This window comes from Actinophytocola oryzae, assembly GCF_004364325.1.
GTDB classification, from domain to species: domain Bacteria; phylum Actinomycetota; class Actinomycetes; order Mycobacteriales; family Pseudonocardiaceae; genus Actinophytocola; species Actinophytocola oryzae.
In genome coordinates this window covers 232399-249484 of record NZ_SOCP01000004.1, presented here as the reverse complement: position 1 = coordinate 249484, position 17086 = coordinate 232399, and the positions used below count along the sequence as shown (strand labels likewise).

General features: G+C 68.3%; 18 protein-coding genes. 4 read left to right on the top strand and 14 right to left on the bottom strand.

Annotation, left to right across the window (positions count from 1 at the left end):
* Positions 1-59: 59 nt before the first annotated feature.
* Entirely contained in the window at positions 60-758 is a 699-nt protein-coding gene (locus tag CLV71_RS12095) for a FadR/GntR family transcriptional regulator (RefSeq protein ID WP_133902797.1), read from the top strand.
* Here the strand turns inward: CLV71_RS12095 and CLV71_RS12090 are convergent.
* The 6 genes from CLV71_RS12090 to CLV71_RS12065 form a co-directional block, all read right to left on the bottom strand.
* Positions 755-1765 (bottom strand): ABC transporter permease, encoded by a 1011-nt coding sequence (locus tag CLV71_RS12090; RefSeq protein ID WP_133902796.1) that lies wholly within the window; start codon positions 1763-1765, stop codon positions 755-757. The genes CLV71_RS12095 and CLV71_RS12090 overlap by 4 nt on opposite strands.
* Positions 1758-3257, bottom strand: coding sequence for a sugar ABC transporter ATP-binding protein (locus tag CLV71_RS12085; protein ID WP_133902795.1), 1500 nt, complete (start codon positions 3255-3257; stop codon positions 1758-1760). The genes CLV71_RS12090 and CLV71_RS12085 overlap by 8 nt, the downstream gene beginning before the upstream one ends.
* Before the next feature lie 168 nt (positions 3258-3425).
* Positions 3426-4466 carry a sugar ABC transporter substrate-binding protein gene (locus CLV71_RS12080; RefSeq protein ID WP_133902794.1) on the bottom strand — a complete coding sequence of 347 codons (1041 nt, stop codon included), beginning with the start codon at positions 4464-4466 and terminating at the stop codon, positions 3426-3428.
* A gap of 27 nt (positions 4467-4493) precedes the next feature.
* Positions 4494-5246 (bottom strand): SDR family NAD(P)-dependent oxidoreductase, encoded by a 753-nt coding sequence (locus tag CLV71_RS12075; protein ID WP_133902793.1) that lies wholly within the window; start codon positions 5244-5246, stop codon positions 4494-4496.
* Entirely contained in the window at positions 5243-6535 is a 1293-nt protein-coding gene (locus CLV71_RS12070; protein WP_133902792.1) for an enolase C-terminal domain-like protein, read from the bottom strand. The genes CLV71_RS12075 and CLV71_RS12070 overlap by 4 nt, the downstream gene beginning before the upstream one ends.
* A 105-nt stretch (positions 6536-6640) precedes the next feature.
* Positions 6641-8392: an elongation factor G gene (locus tag CLV71_RS12065; RefSeq protein WP_133902791.1), complete on the bottom strand. Its 1752-nt coding sequence runs from the start codon at positions 8390-8392 to the stop codon at positions 6641-6643.
* A 122-nt stretch (positions 8393-8514) separates the two neighbouring features.
* Here CLV71_RS12065 and CLV71_RS12060 point away from each other — a divergent pair, with 122 nt between their 5' ends.
* Entirely contained in the window at positions 8515-8916 is a 402-nt protein-coding gene (locus CLV71_RS12060; protein WP_133902790.1) for a PPOX class F420-dependent oxidoreductase, read from the top strand.
* A gap of 82 nt (positions 8917-8998) precedes the next feature.
* On the opposite strand, the gene CLV71_RS12055 is transcribed toward CLV71_RS12060, so the two are convergent.
* The 4 genes from CLV71_RS12055 to CLV71_RS12040 form a co-directional block, all read right to left on the bottom strand.
* Positions 8999-9460 (bottom strand): Imm1 family immunity protein, encoded by a 462-nt coding sequence (locus CLV71_RS12055; protein ID WP_133902789.1) that lies wholly within the window; start codon positions 9458-9460, stop codon positions 8999-9001.
* Between the two features lie 4 nt (positions 9461-9464).
* Positions 9465-10061, bottom strand: coding sequence for a DddA-like double-stranded DNA deaminase toxin (locus CLV71_RS12050; protein WP_133902788.1), 597 nt, complete (start codon positions 10059-10061; stop codon positions 9465-9467).
* A gap of 21 nt (positions 10062-10082) precedes the next feature.
* Positions 10083-11219, bottom strand: coding sequence for a helix-turn-helix domain-containing protein (locus tag CLV71_RS12045; protein ID WP_243866385.1), 1137 nt, complete (start codon positions 11217-11219; stop codon positions 10083-10085).
* 143 nt (positions 11220-11362) lie between these two features.
* The gene (locus CLV71_RS12040; protein ID WP_133902787.1) at positions 11363-11800 is read right to left on the bottom strand and encodes an NUDIX hydrolase; all 438 of its coding nucleotides are present in this window, start codon (positions 11798-11800) and stop codon (positions 11363-11365) included.
* A 197-nt stretch (positions 11801-11997) separates the two neighbouring features.
* Between CLV71_RS12040 and CLV71_RS12035 the strand changes: the two genes are divergently transcribed.
* Both CLV71_RS12035 and CLV71_RS12030 read left to right on the top strand, forming a co-directional pair.
* Positions 11998-12738 carry a TauD/TfdA family dioxygenase gene (locus tag CLV71_RS12035; protein WP_166664056.1) on the top strand — a complete coding sequence of 247 codons (741 nt, stop codon included), beginning with the start codon at positions 11998-12000 and terminating at the stop codon, positions 12736-12738.
* Entirely contained in the window at positions 12735-12944 is a 210-nt protein-coding gene (locus CLV71_RS12030; RefSeq protein ID WP_133902785.1) for a hypothetical protein, read from the top strand. Before CLV71_RS12035 ends, CLV71_RS12030 begins: the two co-directional genes overlap by 4 nt.
* A gap of 418 nt (positions 12945-13362) precedes the next feature.
* Here CLV71_RS12030 and CLV71_RS12025 read toward each other — a convergent pair whose 3' ends face one another.
* Genes CLV71_RS12025 through CLV71_RS12010 form a run of 4 tightly spaced genes read right to left on the bottom strand, consistent with a single transcriptional unit; the run spans position 13363 to position 16990 of the window.
* Positions 13363-13983 carry a LutC/YkgG family protein gene (locus CLV71_RS12025; protein ID WP_133902784.1) on the bottom strand — a complete coding sequence of 207 codons (621 nt, stop codon included), beginning with the start codon at positions 13981-13983 and terminating at the stop codon, positions 13363-13365.
* A complete protein-coding gene (locus CLV71_RS12020; protein ID WP_133902783.1) occupies positions 13976-15412 on the bottom strand; it encodes a LutB/LldF family L-lactate oxidation iron-sulfur protein in 1437 nt (478 codons plus the stop codon). Before CLV71_RS12020 ends, CLV71_RS12025 begins: the two co-directional genes overlap by 8 nt.
* Positions 15394-16125 carry a (Fe-S)-binding protein gene (locus tag CLV71_RS12015; RefSeq protein WP_133902782.1) on the bottom strand — a complete coding sequence of 244 codons (732 nt, stop codon included), beginning with the start codon at positions 16123-16125 and terminating at the stop codon, positions 15394-15396. Before CLV71_RS12015 ends, CLV71_RS12020 begins: the two co-directional genes overlap by 19 nt.
* Positions 16126-16138: 13 nt before the next feature.
* Positions 16139-16990: a fumarylacetoacetate hydrolase family protein gene (locus CLV71_RS12010; protein WP_133902781.1), complete on the bottom strand. Its 852-nt coding sequence runs from the start codon at positions 16988-16990 to the stop codon at positions 16139-16141.
* Between the last annotated feature and the right edge of the window lie 96 nt (positions 16991-17086).

The following is a 17086-nucleotide window of genomic DNA, read 5'->3' as shown; positions in this document are numbered from 1 at the left end:
TCACCTTTCGTGGCACTCTAGGAAGACAAACATCCGAGGTCTGAGAGGGTTCAGGGCACATGCCGGTCACCGACGAAGCGATCGACAAGATCAAGGGCATGATCATCTCGGGTGAGCTCGCGCCTGGCGACCGGCTCCCCAAGGAAGCCGACCTCGCCGGGCGCCTCGGTCTGTCGCGCAGCTCGCTGCGGGAGGCCGTCAAGGCATTGTGCCTGATCAGGGTGCTGGACGTCCGTCAGGGCGACGGCACGTACGTGACCAGTCTCGAGCCGAAGCTGCTGCTCGACGCCATGACGTTCGTGGTCGACTTCCACCGCGACGACACCGTGCTGGACTTCCTCGCGGTCCGCAGGATCCTCGAACCGGCCGCCACGGCGATGGCGGCGAGCCGGATGAACGAGGAGGACCTCGCGCAGCTGGAGAAGCTCCTCGAAGGGCTCGAGGAGTCGCCGACCGTCGAGGACCTCGTCGCCAACGACCTGGAGTTCCACCGCCGCATCGCGCTCGGCTCCGGCAACCCGGTGCTGTGCTCGCTGATCGACAGCCTGTCCGGGCCGACGACCCGCGCGCGGATCTGGCGCGGCCTCACCCAGGAGGGCGCGGTCGAGAGGACCCGCGAGCAGCACCGCGCGATCTACGACGCGATCGCGAGCCGCGAGCCGGAGCTGGCGCGGTCCTGGGCGACCGTGCACGTCGCGGGCGTCGAGCAGTGGCTGCGCAACGCGCTCGGCACGGCGGAGCATGACGGGTCGTCCTAGGTCTGTGGCTTGCCGCCTGCGAAGCGGGCGAGGATCAACGAGGCAAGAATGATCGCGCCGTAGACGGCCTGTGTCCAGAACGACGGCACCTGTGCGCGGGTCAGCAGGTTGTCGACCACGGACAGCAGCAGCACACCGGTGAGCGCGCCGAACATCGTGCCACGGCCGCCGTCCAGCGAGATGCCGCCGATGACCGCCGCGGCGAACACCTGGAAGATCATCCCGTCGCCCTGGCTCGAGTTGATCGCGCCGACGTACCCCGTCAGCGCCAGGCCGCCGGTCGCGGCCAGGACACCGGCGACCACGAAGACCAGCCACGAGATCCGGTCGACGTTGATGCCCGCCGCCCGTGCCGCCTCGCGGTTGCCGCCGATCGCGTACAGCGACCGCCCCAACCGGTGGTAGCGCAGCACGAACCCGACGACCCCGAACAGGACCAGCGCGAGCCACACCGAGATCGGCAACCCGATGAACGTGGTGTTGGCGATCGAGAAGAACGCGTCCGGCATGTCGAACAGCGTCTTGCCGTCCGTGGCACCGACCAGCAGGCCCCGCAGGATGATCAGCATCGCCAGGGTGACGATGAACGCGTTCAGCTGCAGCTTCACGATGAGGAAGCCGTTGAACGCGCCGATCGCCGCGCCGATCACGAAGATCGCCAGGATGCAGACGAACGTCGGCCACTCGGTGCCGAAGCCGCTGGGCAGCACGAGGAGCGCGCCGATCGCGGGGGCGATGCCGACGGTCGACTCCAGCGACAGGTCGAACTTGCCGGTGATCAGCACGAGTGACTCGCCGAGCACGACAAGCGCGAGCGCCGCTGACGCGCCGAGGATGCTGATCAGGTTGTCCGGGTCGAGGTAGCCGTCGGACACGACCGCGCCGATGATCAGGAGCACGATGATCGCGGGCACCAGCGCCAGCTCGCGCAGCCTCGGCACCCACGACCGGCCCTTCGACACGGCGGGTGCCGTGCCCGTGCGCTCCCCAGCCATGACGTCAGTCATCCGTTACGACTCCTTCGATGTCGGCCACCAGGTCGCCTACCGACCAGCCGGCCTCGTGCTCCGCCACCAGGGTGCCCGCGCGCAGCACCAGCACCCGGTCGCACGGTCGCAGGTCGTCGAGCTCGTCGCTCACGATCAGGACCGCCTTGCCCTCGGCGCGTATCCGCTCGACCTGGCCGAGCAGCGCCTCCTTGGACTTCACGTCCACGCCCGCCGTCGGGTTGATCAGCACCAGCACGGACGGGTCGCTCGCCAAGGCCCGTGCCAGCACCACCTTCTGCTGGTTGCCGCCGGACAGCGCGTCGGCGGGCTGCGCCGGGCCGGACGCGACGATGCCGTGGTCGGCGATCGCCTTCGTGGCCACCGCGGCACGCGCACGCGGCGCGACCAGTCCTCCCGAACCCAGTCTGTCCAGAATGGACATGGCGGTGTTGTCCGCTATGGACATGCCCAGTACCAGGCCCTGGTGGTGCCGATCCCGTGGCACGCACCCGATCCCGGCCCGCAGTGCGGCCTTCACGTCGCCGCGTGGCAGCGGTCGGCCACCGACCAGCACCGCGCCCGCGGTCGGTGCACGCAGGCCGTAGACCGTCTCCGCGACCTGGTGCTTGCCGCTCGCGTTCGAGCCCGCGATGCCGACGACCTCGCCCCGGCGCAGGCCGAACGAGATGTCCGTGAACCCGTCGCCGGACAGGCCCGCCGCCGTCAGCACGTCCTCGGTGTCCGCACCGATCCGTTCCCGGCCCGCCGCGTCGACGACCGTCAGACCGCCGGTCTCGCCGGTCATCGCGTCGACCAGCCGGCTGCGCGAGACCTCCTCGACGGGTCCGGTGAGGATGTGCCGCGCGTCCCGCAGCACGGTCACGGCCTGGCAGACCTCGTAGACCTCCTGCAGGTGGTGGGAGATGAACAGGAACGTGACACCGGCGTCCTGCAGTTCCCGCATGCGGGAGAAGAGCCTGCCGATCGCGTCCGAGTCCAGCTGTGCGGTCGGCTCGTCCAGCACGATGAACCTGGCGCCGTAGGACAGCGCGCGCGCGATCTCCACGAGCTGTCTGTCCTCGACGGACAGCTCACCCGCGGGCAGGTCGACGTCGACCGCGACCCCCCACGAGTCGAGCAGCTCGCGGGACTCGCGGCGCAGACGTGGCCACGAGATCACCCCGCGCCGCGTCGGCTGCCGGTTGATGAACAGGTTCTCCGCGACCGTAAGGTCCGGGATGACCGTCGAGTGCTGGTAGACGCAGGCGACCCTGGTGCGCCACGCCTCCCGGTCACCGAGTGCCGGTGCCGGCTCGCCGCCGAACAGGACCGACCCGGTGTCCGGTTTGGACAGTCCGGTGAGGATGGACACGAGCGTCGACTTGCCCGCCCCGTTGCGGCCGACGAGCGCGTGCGACTCGCCGGCCGCCACGGTGAGGCTGACGTCGGCAAGCGCAACGGTTGGCCCGTAACGCCTGCCGACCCCGATCGCCTCGACGATCGCACTCACAGCGCAGCCTCGCCCGCTACGCGACGCCGGTACGCTCCGCAAGCTCCGCTCACAGCGCAGCCTCCCCCGCTACGCGGCGCCAGAACGCTCCGCAGGCTCCGCTCCACCGGCGCCCTCCGCGGCCTCGCCGGCGCTCTGAGTGCTGATGGTTCGCTCCGCAGGCTCCGCTCACAGCGTGTTGCCCCACAGTGCGTCGTCGTCGACGTTGTCCTTCGTGACGATCGGCGCGGGCAGCTGGTCCTCGAGGATGCCCGGCGAGGCCTCGACGACGTTGCTGTCGTGGTCGGTCGGGCCCTCCTTGAACTTCTCGCCCGCCATGGCCTTCTTCAGCCAGTACATGCCGTACTTGGCGTAGTCGTCGGCGGGCTGCGAGACGGTCGCGTCCAGCTCGCCGTTGCGGATCGCCTCCAGCTCCTGCGGGATGCCGTCGTTGGACACCAGCACGATGTGCTTCGGGTCGCCGACCGGGAACTTGAGGTTCTTGCGCTCCAACGCCTGCAGCGTCGGCGCGAGGTAGACACCGCCCGCCTGCATGTAGATGCCCTTGACGTCCGGGTTCGCGGTGAGCAGGCCCTCGAGGCCCGACGCGGCCTTCTCCGCCTTCCACTCCGCCGGGATCTCCAGCACGGTGATCTGCGGGTACTTCGACTTCATGCAGTCGCGGAACGCCTCGGAGCGGTCCCGACCGTTGATGGAGGCCAGGTCACCCATGATCTGGATTACCTTGCCCTGCTTGACCTTGTCGCCGATGACCTCGCACGCCTTGCTGCCGTAGGCCTTGTTGTCGGCACGCACGACCATCGCGACCTTGCCGGACTCCGGGCGCACGTCCACCGACACGACCGGCACACCCTTGCGGTCGGCCTGCTTGAGGCCCGCGACGATCGCTGCGGAGTCGATCGGGGTCACCACCAGGCCCTTGACGCCCTGGTTGAGCAGGTTGTTGATGTCGGTGATCTGCTTCTGGGTGTTGTTGTCCGCGTTGACGGTCGGCAGGACGTCGAGCCCGGCGTCCTTCGCCATCTGCGGCACGTAGTTGTTGTACGCCTGCCAGAACGGCGAGGTCAACAGCGGCACGGTCGCGCCCACCTTGCCGCTCCCACCTCCGCTGTCATCGCCGCCGCCCGCCGCGTCCTTCGTGGATCCGCAACCGCCGGCGGCGAGGGCTAACGCGGTCATCGCCGCGACCACGCCGATGGTCTTGCGCATCGCATCCTCCTTGATGCTCGGAAAAAGTCACTGGTTGGTGGCCCGCGGTCGTGGACGCAGGCCGTTCATGCCACCGTCGACCGCGAGCGCGGTCCCGGTGGTCGATCCGGAAAGAGGGCTTGCGAGGTAAGCGATGGCGTGGCCTACCTCGTCGGCGGTCACCAGGCGGCCCATGGGCTGTCGGGCCTCCAGTGCCGCGCGCTCCGCGACCGGGTCGGCCGCGGCGTCGAGCAGCCTGCCGACCCACGGGGTGTCCGCGGTGCCGGGGCACACGCAGTTGACCCTGATGCCGTCGCCGAGGTGGTCGGTGGCCATCGCGAGCGTGAGCGAGAGGATCGCGCCCTTGCTCGCCGAGTACAGGGCGCGGTCGGGCAGACCGGCGGTCGCGGCGATGGAGCAGGTGTTGACGACGGCCGCGTGCGCCGAGCGACGCAGGTGGGGCAGTGCGGCGCGGGTGGCCCGGACCATGCCGACGACATTCACGTCCAGTACGCGGTGCCACTCGGCGTCGTCGTTGGCGGCGACGTCACCCGCCGCCCCGATGCCCGCGTTGTTGACCAGGACGTCGATGCCGCCGAACTGCGTGGCCACGGCCTCGATGGCGGCACGTACCTCGTCGTCGTTCGAGACGTCGCAACGGAAGCCGAACTTGGCGCCGTCCGGGTTCAGGTCGAGCACCGCGACGTTGGCGCCACGGTCGGCCAGGATCGCCGCTGTGGCGGCACCGATCCCCGACCCACCACCGGTGATCACCGCGGTCAGACCGGTGAACTCGGTCATGAGTCCTCCCTCCACTCCGGACCGTCCGGGAAGACGTACCGGGCGAGTGCCTCGTCGTGGATTCGTGCGGAGAAGCCCGGTGCCGTCGGCGCGAGGTATCGTCCGCCGCGCACGATAGCGGGATCGGTGAAGTGCTCGTGCAGCTGATCCACCCACTCGATCGCGCGGTCGTCCTGGGTGCCGGTGATCGCCACGTAGTCGAACATCGACAGGTGCCTGACCAGCTCGCACAGGCCGACGCCACCGGCGTGCGGGCACACCGGCACGCCGAACTTGGCGGCCAGCAGCAGGATCGCGATGTTCTCGTTGACCCCGCCGACCCGCGCCGCGTCGATCTGCAGCACCGACAGGGCACCGGCCTGGAGGTACTGCTTGAACATCACCCGGTTCTGGACGTGCTCGCCGGTCGCGACCCGGATCGGCGCGATGGCCTCGGCGATCGCCCGGTGCGCGAGCACGTCGTCCGGCGAGGTCGGCTCCTCGATCCAGTACGGGTCGAAGCGGGCGAGCGCCTTCATCCACTTAATCGCGGGCTCGACGTCCCAGCGCTGGTTGGCGTCGACGGCGATCCGCACGTCGGGGCCGACCGCCTCCCTGGCCAGGCGCAGGCGTCGGATGTCGTCGTCGAGGTCGCCGCCGACCTTGAGCTTGAGCATCCCGAAGCCGTCCGCGACGGCCTGCCTCGCGAGACGGACCATCTTCTCGTCGGTGTAGCCGAGCCAGCCGGGTCCGGTGCTGTAGGCGGGGTAGCCGGTGGCCTCGATGTCCGCGATGCGCTCCTCGCGCCCGGGTCTGCCCAGTATCTCCAGGGCCTCCTGCTCGGTGAGCGCGTCGGACAGGTAGCGGAAGTCGACCTGCGCGACCAATTCCTCCGGCGTCATCTCGGACAGGAACTTCCACAGTGGACGGTCGGCGCGGCGCGCGGCGAGGTCCCACGCGGCGTTGACGACCGCACCGATCGCCATGTGCACGACGCCCTTCTCCGGCCCGAGCCAGCGCAGCTGCGAGTCGCCGACCAGGTCCCGGTTCAGGGCGGCCAGCTCCCCGGCCGTGTCGGGCACCTTGCGGCCGACGACCAGGTGGTGCAGCGCGTGGATGGCGGCGGCCTGCACGTCGTTGCCCCGGCCGATGGTGAAGGCCAGGCCGTAGCCGTCGGGGCCGTCGTCGGTGCGGAGGACGACGTAGGCGGCGGAGTAGTCGGGGTCCGGGTTCATCGCGTCGGAGCCGTCCAGCTCACGCGAGGTGGGGAAGCGGATGTCGAGCACATCCATGCCTGTGATGCGCGCCATCGGCCGCGTGCCCCTCTCCCTCAACCTCGAACAGACATCCGATGTATACCCGAAGCAGAACGCGGAATCCAGAGCCAACATCACCTCGTGGCGATATTGATCGGATCAGACCGGTCGGTAGTGATCGAAGCTGCTCTCCAGCACGCCCTCTCCCCTGGTGAGCGAGGGCACGCGGCGCTCGAGGTCGTGGACGCGGGCGGCCGGGATCTCGCCCTCGATCACCTGGCACACCCCTGCCGGCGTCGTACTGTGCGGCACCGCGCCGAGGCGGGTCAGCGCGGGCAGCGTGGTGCCGACGACGTCTTCCGGGACCTCGAGGCGGAACCGCAGCACCGGCTCGTACGCGCGGGTGCCTGCCTCGGCCAGTGCCTCGCGGAGCACCTGCCTGGTCAGCTCGCGGAAGTGACCGGCGGTGGTCACCGGCGAGAAGTAACCCGAATGGGTCATGGTGACCACGCAGTCGGTGACCTCCCAGCGCCTGCCGTGCCGCAGCTCGGCACGCAGCGCCTCCTCCACGGCGGTGAAGAACGACAGCGGCAGTGATCCCAGCTCGACGGCCAGCCGGAACTCGACGCCGGAGCCAGGCGGTCCCGGCTCCACCCGCAGCCCGACGGTCGCGGCGTACGGGTTCTTCTCCTTCCACCGCACCGCGGCACCGACACCGGTCGGGCGCTCGATGTGAATCGTCGTGCTCTCCCGGAAGGTGACGGCGACGCCGTGGTCCTCACGCAGGGTCGCCTCGATGACCTCCTTCTGCACCTCGCCGTACAGCGACACGGACAGCTCGTCCCGCAGGCGCAGGTTGATCAGCGGGTCCTGCTCGGCGAGCCGGGTGAGCGCGGCGTACAGCGCGGCCCTGTCGGGCGCGTCGACGACGGTCTCCAGCGTGGGCGGCGGGAAGGCGCCTGACGGTAGCTCCGCGGCGTGGTGCCCGCGGGTCGGGCGCGGCAGGCCGACCGTGTCGCCGACCCGGACGTCGGCGAGTCCCCACACGCGGGCGATCCCACCGGCGGCCACCACGGCCCCGTCGTCGGCACACGCGCGGAGCGCGGTGACCTTGCCGGAGCGGTCCTCGCCGAGCGGCACGCGGTCGCGCACCCGCAGCGTGCCCGCGAACATCCGCACGAAGGCGACCTTCTCCCCTGCCGGGCCACGCTCGACCTTGAAGACCGTGCCGGAGGTGGGGGCGTGCACGTCACCATCAGCGGCGGGCAGCAGGCCGACGATCCCCTCGGTCAGCTCGGCGATGCCGGCACCCGTGACGGCCGAGCCCGTGAACACCGGGTGCACGGTGACGTCCCTGGTCCTGGCGACGAGCCGGTCCGGCGCCGGCCTGCCCTCCAGGTAGGCGGCGAGTGCGACGTCGTCGTGCTCGGCGAGGCGTTCGAGGTCGTCGGGCACGATGGCCGGGGCGAGCCGGGCGTTGAGGTCCGCGATGACGCGGTCCGGGTCGGCGCCGCGGCGGTCGGTCTTGTTGACGAAGACCAGCGTAGGGATACGCAGCCGACGCAAAGTCCGCATGAGCACACGCGTCTGCGCCTGCACCCCCTCGACGGCCGAGACCACGAGCACGGCACCGTCGAGCACACTCAGCACCCGCTCCACCTCGGCGATGAAGTCCGGATGACCGGGAGTGTCGATGATGTTGACGGTCGTATCGTCAACGCGGAACGACACCACGGCCGAACGAATCGTGATGCCACGACGACGTTCGAGCGCCATCGAGTCGGTCTGCGTCGAGCCGGCGTCGACACTCCCCAACTCGTCGATCACGCCCGCGTCGAGCAGGAGCCGCTCCGTCAGGCTGGTCTTACCGGCGTCGACATGCGCGAGAATCCCGAGGTTGAGGGTGGGCAATGCGGTTCATGTCCTCTGTGTGGGCAACGGTGGCCAACTGGTGGATCATGAACTCGCGCATGCGCCTACCTTTCTTCTCGCGTTCGGGAACAGCACACCACGCCCCGCAACTTGTTTAGAGCATGACGGAACGCACAGTGCTCGGCGAATCCACACGGCAGCTGGTGGACGGCAGGAACTTCGCCGTGGTCGCGACCATCAACCCGGACGGCTCACCCCAGACCTCGGTCGTCTGGGTCGGCCTCGACGGCGACACGGTCGTGTTCTCCAGCCTGACCTCGCGGCGCAAGACCCGCAACCTGGCCAGGGACCCCCGGATCAGCCTGACGATCCTCGACAGCGAGGACCCGTACCACACGGTCGAGATCCGCGGCACCGCCGAACTGACCGACGACCCGGACAAGGAACTGCCCCGCACCCTGTCCCTCAAGTACACCGGTGAGGAGCCGCCGCCCGAGCCCGCCGACATGCCACGCTCGATCGTGCGGGTGATCCCCGAGAAGGTCATCCCCTTCAAGGTGTGACCGTGGCTGGTCGTCGGCGTACTGAAGGACGCCTTCAGTACGCCAGTCAACAGTCAGACCGTGACACTTTCATAACCGCAGGTCAGACCCATTCAACAGATGTCCATCGCGCGCGGGTCGGCTGACGACCGGTGGCCGCGTAATCCTCTGCGATGTCGCGAAGCTGTTCGGTGGGGAGCAGGGCGGTCGTCGGGAGTGACACGCGGTCGGGGTCCCATGGATCGAAGATGACCTCTGGCGGGTCGGTGGGGGCATGGTCGGCTCGCGCCAACCATGCCCCCACCGGTCCGTGTCCCGTGTCGCCGTTGGTGTAGTGCGCGGCACCCATGCCGCCGTTGTAAACGATCTTGAGTTGCTGACGGGGGTACTCGTTGGCCTCACCCCCGGCAGGTCGATCCCAGAGGTAGAACAGGACGTGGCCGCTGTCCTGCCCGAGTAGGTCCTGGATGACCTGGTGTCGTTCGGTCTCCGTCCGCGCGTAGTGCCAGGGACGGAAAGCCCCGCCTGAGATGGCAGACAGGATGCGGGGGGCGACGGTGGTCACGTCATCACTCCTGCCCGGTGAACGTCTCTGGCGTGGCCCTTCCGGGCCACCATACGGTCAGTGTGTAGCCGGCCGGCAGAACGACACCCAGCACGGCTTGACAGGAGTAGGGGCCAGGGCATGGCCCTTCCTCGTTGTTGATCACCGCCACAACGGTGGTCACTTCCGCCTCGCGCATCGTCATCGCGATTTTGGTCTCTACGTGGGTGATGGCCGGGTGGCGACCGACCGGGGGAAAGCTCACCATGCCCGACGACCGTAGTATTTCCTCGACGCGGTCAGAGATGCCCTCGTGTCCGCTGGTGATCCTGTGTTGGGTGCCGTCAGGGTCGTAGTACAGGCCAGTGGTGAGCTTCGCATCCTTGATCGACTCGCTCCGGTCGGCGGCCCACGCGGCATCGCTCGCGGCGGCCGTGATGCTGTCCGGGCAGGCGTCGCCACTGTCGGCTGACGCTTGGGGCAACCACGACGGGACGTAGCTGCACGCGAACCGGCCACAGCTGGGCGCGTACACGAAGTTCAGGAGCAGCCACAGCACGGCGGCCATGACCACGATGCCGGTCAGGGACGAGAGCGTCTTGCCGGCCGGTCTCAGCGTCATTCAGGCCCCCATGGTGATGATTCACATCTCCGGTTCGGATGGAGCGAGGAGTCTGTTCAGCCGCAACAGTGCGGCTTGCCCCTCGGTGGTGATCTCGGTCAGGCCGCCGCTGTTCGCCGCGCGGACGGTGCGCTGAATTTGGTGCGGCAACCGATGAGCTTCGGCGGCAGTCAACGCGGTGTGAAGGGCTTCGCTGGCGGCGTCGCTGTCGCCAGCCGCAAGGTGGACCTGTCCGGCCGTGACCCGTTCGATGATGTGCCACTGCGGGGCGGCTGGTGTCGCGTCGGCGTGGCCGGTATGCATGATCTGGAAGGCCTCAGCGGCGCGGCCAGTTGAGACGAGTCCACGCAAATGGATCTCTCGGAACGTGAAGGGATTGAACAACATTCCCTGTGCTGGCCCACTGTCGAGCAGGTCGCGGAAGCGCGTTATGGCTCCGTCGAACATGTCTCGGTCGCCCTGCTCTCCAGCGGCGCGAGCGAGGAACGCAAGCGCTGTCCCCTGTCCCTCGCGATCAGCGGACAGGTCAACCGCGTGGTTGAGACGTTGAATGGCGGCGGATACCCGGTTTGCCTTGCGTAGCTCGTTGCCGTGCATCCGTAGCGTGTGCGCCAGGAAGAACGGATCTTCGAGACGTTCAGCGATGATCAACGCCCTGCCGGTCCAGCGAGCGGCGGCGGCCAAACGTTCCTCCGGAAGCACGGTACCCAGCGACACCCCGAGTGCCACTCGTGCCTGTCCCAGCAGGACAAGGATTTCCCGCTCGATATGTCCTTCTGCGGTACGCGCTTCCAGCCGGGCGACGAGCGGCCACAGCTCGTTCACAGCATCTACCGCGCGGCCGGCCTGTCTGGCGATCTCGGCCAAGCGAATCGTTGAGTCTCCGAACTGAACCATGGCGGCAAAGTCCGCGTCACCTCCGTCTGTCACGCCTAACACATGGGTGGGGAGACCCAGTGTGCGCGCGATGTGCCGGCGGGTGCCGACATCGTTGATGGTGCGGCGACCCGTTTCGATCATGGACACGTACGTCTTGTCGCAGCTCAGGAGGTTTGCGAGTTGCTGCTGATTGAACTGGTTGAGGCGGCGGTAAGTTCGCAAGATCGTTGCAAGGTCACGGCTGGCCAACGCGGCGGCGGCCTCGCCGGCCGACCACATCCACACCGCTGGCCCAAGACTGCGAGCGGGCACGGCTGGCCCGGCGAGGTTGGCGCTGGCGTGGCATGTGGGACAGACCGGTTCGGTCGCAAAATTGCTTAGCCCCGTTCCGCACGCATCGCAACACTTGCCGACCATCGTCGCTATCCGGCCAATTCTGAAGCGTCACCGCGCAGCCTTGCGTACCATGTCGCAATCGAGCGCTTATAACTATCCGGCATCACCAGCGACGGCACATCACCTTCGCTGAACAAGCCGATTTCCTTGTGCTCATGGGAAAGTACAGGCGGAGTGTTGCCAATAGGACGACAGCCGTACGTCACGATGAATACATGCTTTTCGGCGACATTGATGTAGTACATCCAGGTATCGAGGATTGGGCCGGTCTCGACTTTCCACTGCGTTTCCTCGAAAATCTCCCTGGCGACGCATTCTTCGGGGGTCTCGCCTATCTCGATCCGACCGCCCGGCAGTTCCCATTCCTCGCGTTCGTTGCGCAGCAGGAGCACCTTGCCGTCCCGCACCACGACCCCTTTGATCGAGATCGAGAACGTTTGCGGCCTGTACGTGTCGTGGTCCACCCGGTGTCCTCCTGCTTTCCAGCCTGTCCTGCTCCGTGAGCAACGTAGCGCATCCAGCAGCGACTATGTCGGTGTGGCGGGTTGACAGTCTGTCACTGGACACAACCGATGACCTGGCCTTTTGCTTGGTCGCGGACGTGTTGGATCGCTCTCTTGGAGGTCAGGCCGGGATGCTCGACTCATGGACGCGGTACCGCGTGGACAGCCAGGACCACGACATGGCGGCTGGTCTTGTCGCGGAGCTGGCATCGCATGGCCTTGTCCTACTCGACGACGTGACCAGCGCGGATCACCTGCTTCGACTCGCCCACTCGATCGCCACGATCGTGCCTCACCGAGACAGCGATGCGTCCGGCCTGACCGCGATCGCCGACATCGGCGAACAAATGCGCAGTGGATTTGCCGGATTCAGCGCGTGCGCGCTGAATCCTCACACGGACCGGTCCGGAATCGTAAATCCACCTGCACTGCTGATGATGGCGTGTGGACAGCCCGCGAGCACCGGCGGAGAATGCGTCGTTATCGACGGAAAAGCGGTTTACGACGACCTTGCCGAATCTCAACCCAAGGCCGCGAAAGCTTTTGGCGCTCCGCAGTCTGTACTATTCGGCGGCGCCTCCGGGTGTCTCAGTTCGGTTTTTTCATCCACGGGCGATCGGATCACCGTTCGTCTGCGACTGGATGAACTCGCCCAGTTTTCGCCCGAAACGACGCGCTGGCTACCAGTTCTTCGCGCCGCGACAGACCGCCACGCCACCATGTTCAGGCTAAATACTGGCCAAGGATACATTCTCGACAATCACCGTTGGCTGCACGGCCGACGCGCATTCACCGGGCAGCGCCTGATGTATCGCGTCAACGGAAACCCCTTGCCATACCTGGGTATTACACCCGGATTCCGGCCGGCCCGAACCCTGGCACCAGGTAGCTCGACATGATCGCTAGCGGACTCGTCTGCCTTGCGGTCTTCCTAGTGACCGACGTGGACGCGTTGTTGGAGACAGCCGGCAAGCGCGGGTTCACGTGGCACATGTTCCGCATCGACCGGCACGGCCCCGAAGTACTCGCGGGAGTGTTCCAACACTCCGGGTGCGCCGACGTGTTCGTGGTCTCCGGTGGTGAGCATGCGCGTGCCGACAGGTAGGCATGCCGATGTGTTCACACCGACGAGCGTGTGCTACCGGTACGGTGCAAGTCCCAGTGTGGACACTACGAGCCGTGCTGACTCTGCCGAAACCAGGCGACCCAGAGGCACTGAAGAAGCTGACCCCCGGTACAGCCCGGCTTGGGGATACCGGGAAACTGAACGCCGGTCAAGGTGCAGCGTCGCGGCACAGTGCACTGAGCCCGATCCTTACCAGTAGTTCTCACGGCGCGGTGCGCATCGCCAGTACGCGCACCGTCCCCGGTTCGTTCCCGCCGCGTTCCAGTTTTCGGCGGGAGTTCACCGAGTGGCACCCCAGGTGTGCCCGCGCACGCGGTCAGCCAACGCAGCCACGCGAAGTAGTGCACAGCCACCGGGTCAGTCGGGTCTTCGTCGGGCAGCAGCCACCAGTGCGCCGCTACCCGACGATGAGGACTTCCAGGTTGCGCGGGCCGTGCACGCCCTCCACACGGTCCAGCTCGATGTCGCTCGTCGCCGACGGGCCGGAGATGAACGTCAGTGGGCGCGTCGACTCGAGACGGGCCAGGGCCTCCGGGACGGTGGCCGCCACCTGGTCTGCGTGGACCACGCACAGGTGGTAGTCCGGCAGCAGGGTCAATGCACGACGGCCCTGGGCGAACCCCGCGTCCAGCACGATCGTGCCGGTCTGGGCGATGGCCACCGCACAACCCGTCAGCACGCCGTCCGCCCGGTCCAGCGCACGGTTCGACAGCGGCGACATCGGCGCGTCCAGCGACCACACCACGTCGCCGACCCGCCACCACGACGGGAGGTCCGCAGGCGCCACCATCACACGCACCCCGCGAGCCCGCAGCGACGACTCGATCTCCGCCACCAGGTCGGGTTCGCGGACGCGGCGGACGACGGCCCGGTAGTCGGCGACCTGCTTCTCCAGCAGTGTCAACACATCGCCGAGGTCACGAGCCTTGTCGTAGTCCCTCGGCACCGTCACGGGCGCGGGGCGGGGCGACAGCGCCGAACGGATCCGGCGCAGCACCTCGGCGCGTGCGTCAGCCACGGGTCCTCCGCCACCACGCCGAGAACGACTCCTTCGCGGGAGCGGGCAGGTCGCGCGAGTCCGTCCATCTCGAGCCCGGCCACGGCAGGCGCTTCACCCTGCCGCGCCTGGCCACCAGCCGGAGCACCGTCGACAGGCGTTGTGCCAGGTGGAAACGCACCGGCGACGCCATCACCCACGCCGCCGCGGCCATCGCGACCGACTCCGGCGTGTGCGTGTTCTCGACCGCCTTGCCACGCAGGTGCACCAGCACCGACGGGATGTCGATGCGGACCGGGCACACCTCGTAGCAGGCGCCGCACAGCGACGACGCGAACGGCAGCGACTTCAGCAGCGCGGCTGTCTCCTGGTCGTCGGTGCCCGCGCCGAGCTGCGGGGTCAGGATCGCGCCGATCGGCCCCGGGTACACCGAGCCGTACGCCTGGCCGCCGGTCCGCTCGTAGACCGGGCACACGTTCAGGCACGCCGAGCACCGGATGCACCGCAGCGCCTGCCGCCCGACCGTGTCCGCCAGCGTCTTCGTGCGGCCGTTGTCCAGCAGCACCAGGTGGAACTCCCGCGGGCCGTCGCCCGGGGTGATCCCCGTCCAGACCGACGTGTACGGGTTCATCCGCTCCGCGGTCGACGAGCGCGGCAGCAGCTGCAGGAACACCTCGAGGTCCGACCAGGTCGGCACGAGCTTCTCGATGCCCATCACGGTGATCAGCGTCTCCGGCAGCGTCAGGCACATGCGCCCGTTGCCCTCGGACTCGACCACGACGACCGATCCCGTGTCCGCCACGGCGAAGTTGGCGCCGGAGATGGCGACCTTCGCCGACAGGAACTTGCGCCGCAGGTGCTTCCGCGCGGCCTCGGCCAGCTCACGCGGCCGGTCGGACAGGTTCGGCGGCACGTCCGGCATCGCGCGGCGGAAGATGTCCCTGATCTCCGAGCGGTTCCGGTGGATCGCAGGCACGAGGATGTGCGAGGGACGGTCGTCGCCCAGCTGCACGATCAGCTCGGCGAGGTCGGTCTCGATCGCGTGGACGCCGCCTTCCTCGAGCGCCTCGTTGAGGCCGATCTCGGCCGTGGCCATGGACTTGACCTTGACGACCTCGTCCGCGCCCTTCTCCCTGGCGATGCGCAGGACGATCTCGTTGGCCTCGGCCGCGTCCCGCGCCCAGTGCACGATCCCGCCGCGCGCGGTGACCGACGCCTCCAACCGTTCCAGGTAGACGTCCAGGTTGGACAGCACGTCGTCCTTGATCGCCTGGCCCGCGAGGCGCAGCTCCTGCCAGTCCGGCAGCTCGGCGACCGCCTTGGACCGCTTGTCGCGGATCGTCGTGGTGGCGTGGGCGAGGTTGCCGCGCAGCTGGACGTCGCCGAGCGCGTCCCGGGCGGCGGCCGGGAAGGTCGGGCTGCCCAGCCACGTCACCGGGTTGCGGCCCATGGCTCCTCCTCCGTGCTGGCCAGGATCTCCGCCAGGTGCAACGACCGTACGCCCGTGTTCAACCGGGTCAGCCCGCCACCGATGTGCATGAGGCACGAGTTGTCACCGGCCGTGACGACCTGCGCGCGGGTCTCCAGCACGTGGGTCATCTTGTCAGCGAGCATCGCGGTCGACGTCTCGGCGTTCTTGATCGCGAACGTGCCGCCGAACCCGCAGCACGACGCGGCGGCGGGCAGCTCGACGAGGTCCAGCCCGCGCACGTGCCGCAGCAGCTGGAGGGGCTTCTCGCCGACGCCCAGCATGCGCAGAGAGTGACAGGTCGGGTGGTAGGTCACCCGGTGGGGGAAGTACGCGCCGACGTCGGTCACGCCGAGCACGCCGACGAGGAACTCGGACAGCTCGTAGGTCCGCTCCGCGACTGGGCGTGCGCGCCGGTGCAGGTCGGGGTAGACCTCACGCACCATCCCCGCGCACGACCCGGACGGCACGACCACCGCGTCGTAGGAGTCGAACGCCTTCGCGTGTCTCTTCGCCAGCCGGGCCGCGTGCGCGCGGTACCCGGTGTTGTAGTGCATCTGGCCGCAGCACGTCTGCGCGGGCGGGAAGCCCACCTCGCACCCGAGCCGCTCCAGCAACCGGACCACCGCGCGTGCGGTGTCGGGGAAGAACGTGTCGGTCAGACACGTGGCGAACAACGCGACCCGGGTTCCCACAACTGCAGTCCTCTTAGGCTTTGACGAGCACCTGCCGCTGCCGGCCGAGCCCGTCGATCTCGATCTCCATCACGTCGTCGACGGAAAGGTAAGGGAAGCGGCCCGACAGCGCGACTCCTTGCGGTGTGCCCGTGTTGAGCAGGTCACCGGGCTCCAGCACCATGTAGTGGGACAGGTCGTGGAGCAGCACCGCGACACCGAACAGCATGTCGGCCGTCGTCGAGTCCTGCCGCGCCTCGCCGTTGACCCAGGACCGGAGCCCGAGCGCCTGCGGGTCGGCGACCTCGTCGGCGGGCACCAGCCAGGGGCCGAGCGGGTTGAACGTCTCGCACGACTTGCCCTTCGACCACTGGCCGCCGGACACCTCCAGCTGCAGCGCCCGCTCGGACACGTCGTTGGAGAGCACGTAGCCGGCCACGTGGTCGAGTGCCTCGTCCGGCGAGGACAGGTAGCGGACCCGCCTGCCGATCACGACCCCGAGCTCGACCTCCCAGTCGACCTTCTCCGCACCGGGCGGCACGAGCACGTCGTCGTTCGGTCCGACGACAGTGTTCGGATGTTTGTAGAACAGGACCGGACGCTCTGGCGGCGCGGCACCCGACTCGGCGGCGTGGGCCGCGTAGTTCATGCCGACGCACACCACCGCGGGCGGCCTCGCGATCGGCGCGCCGACGCGCTCGCCCTCGATGCTCACGGCGGGCAGCTCGCCCCGGCCCAGCGCGGCACGGACGGCGGCGATGCCGCCACCTGCCAGGAACGCGCCGTCGATGTCACTGGTCAGGCCGGACAGGCTGTACGCGCTGTCGTCGTCGTCGAGGACGACCGGCCGCTCGGCGCTGAGGGCGCCCACCCGCATGAGACGCAAGGCGGTCCTTCCCGTAGTCATCGCGGTAGGTCGAAACTAACCCTATTGCGTCCCCGCCGGGACACACCTCCGACGTAAGCGTGATCATAGCGTTGT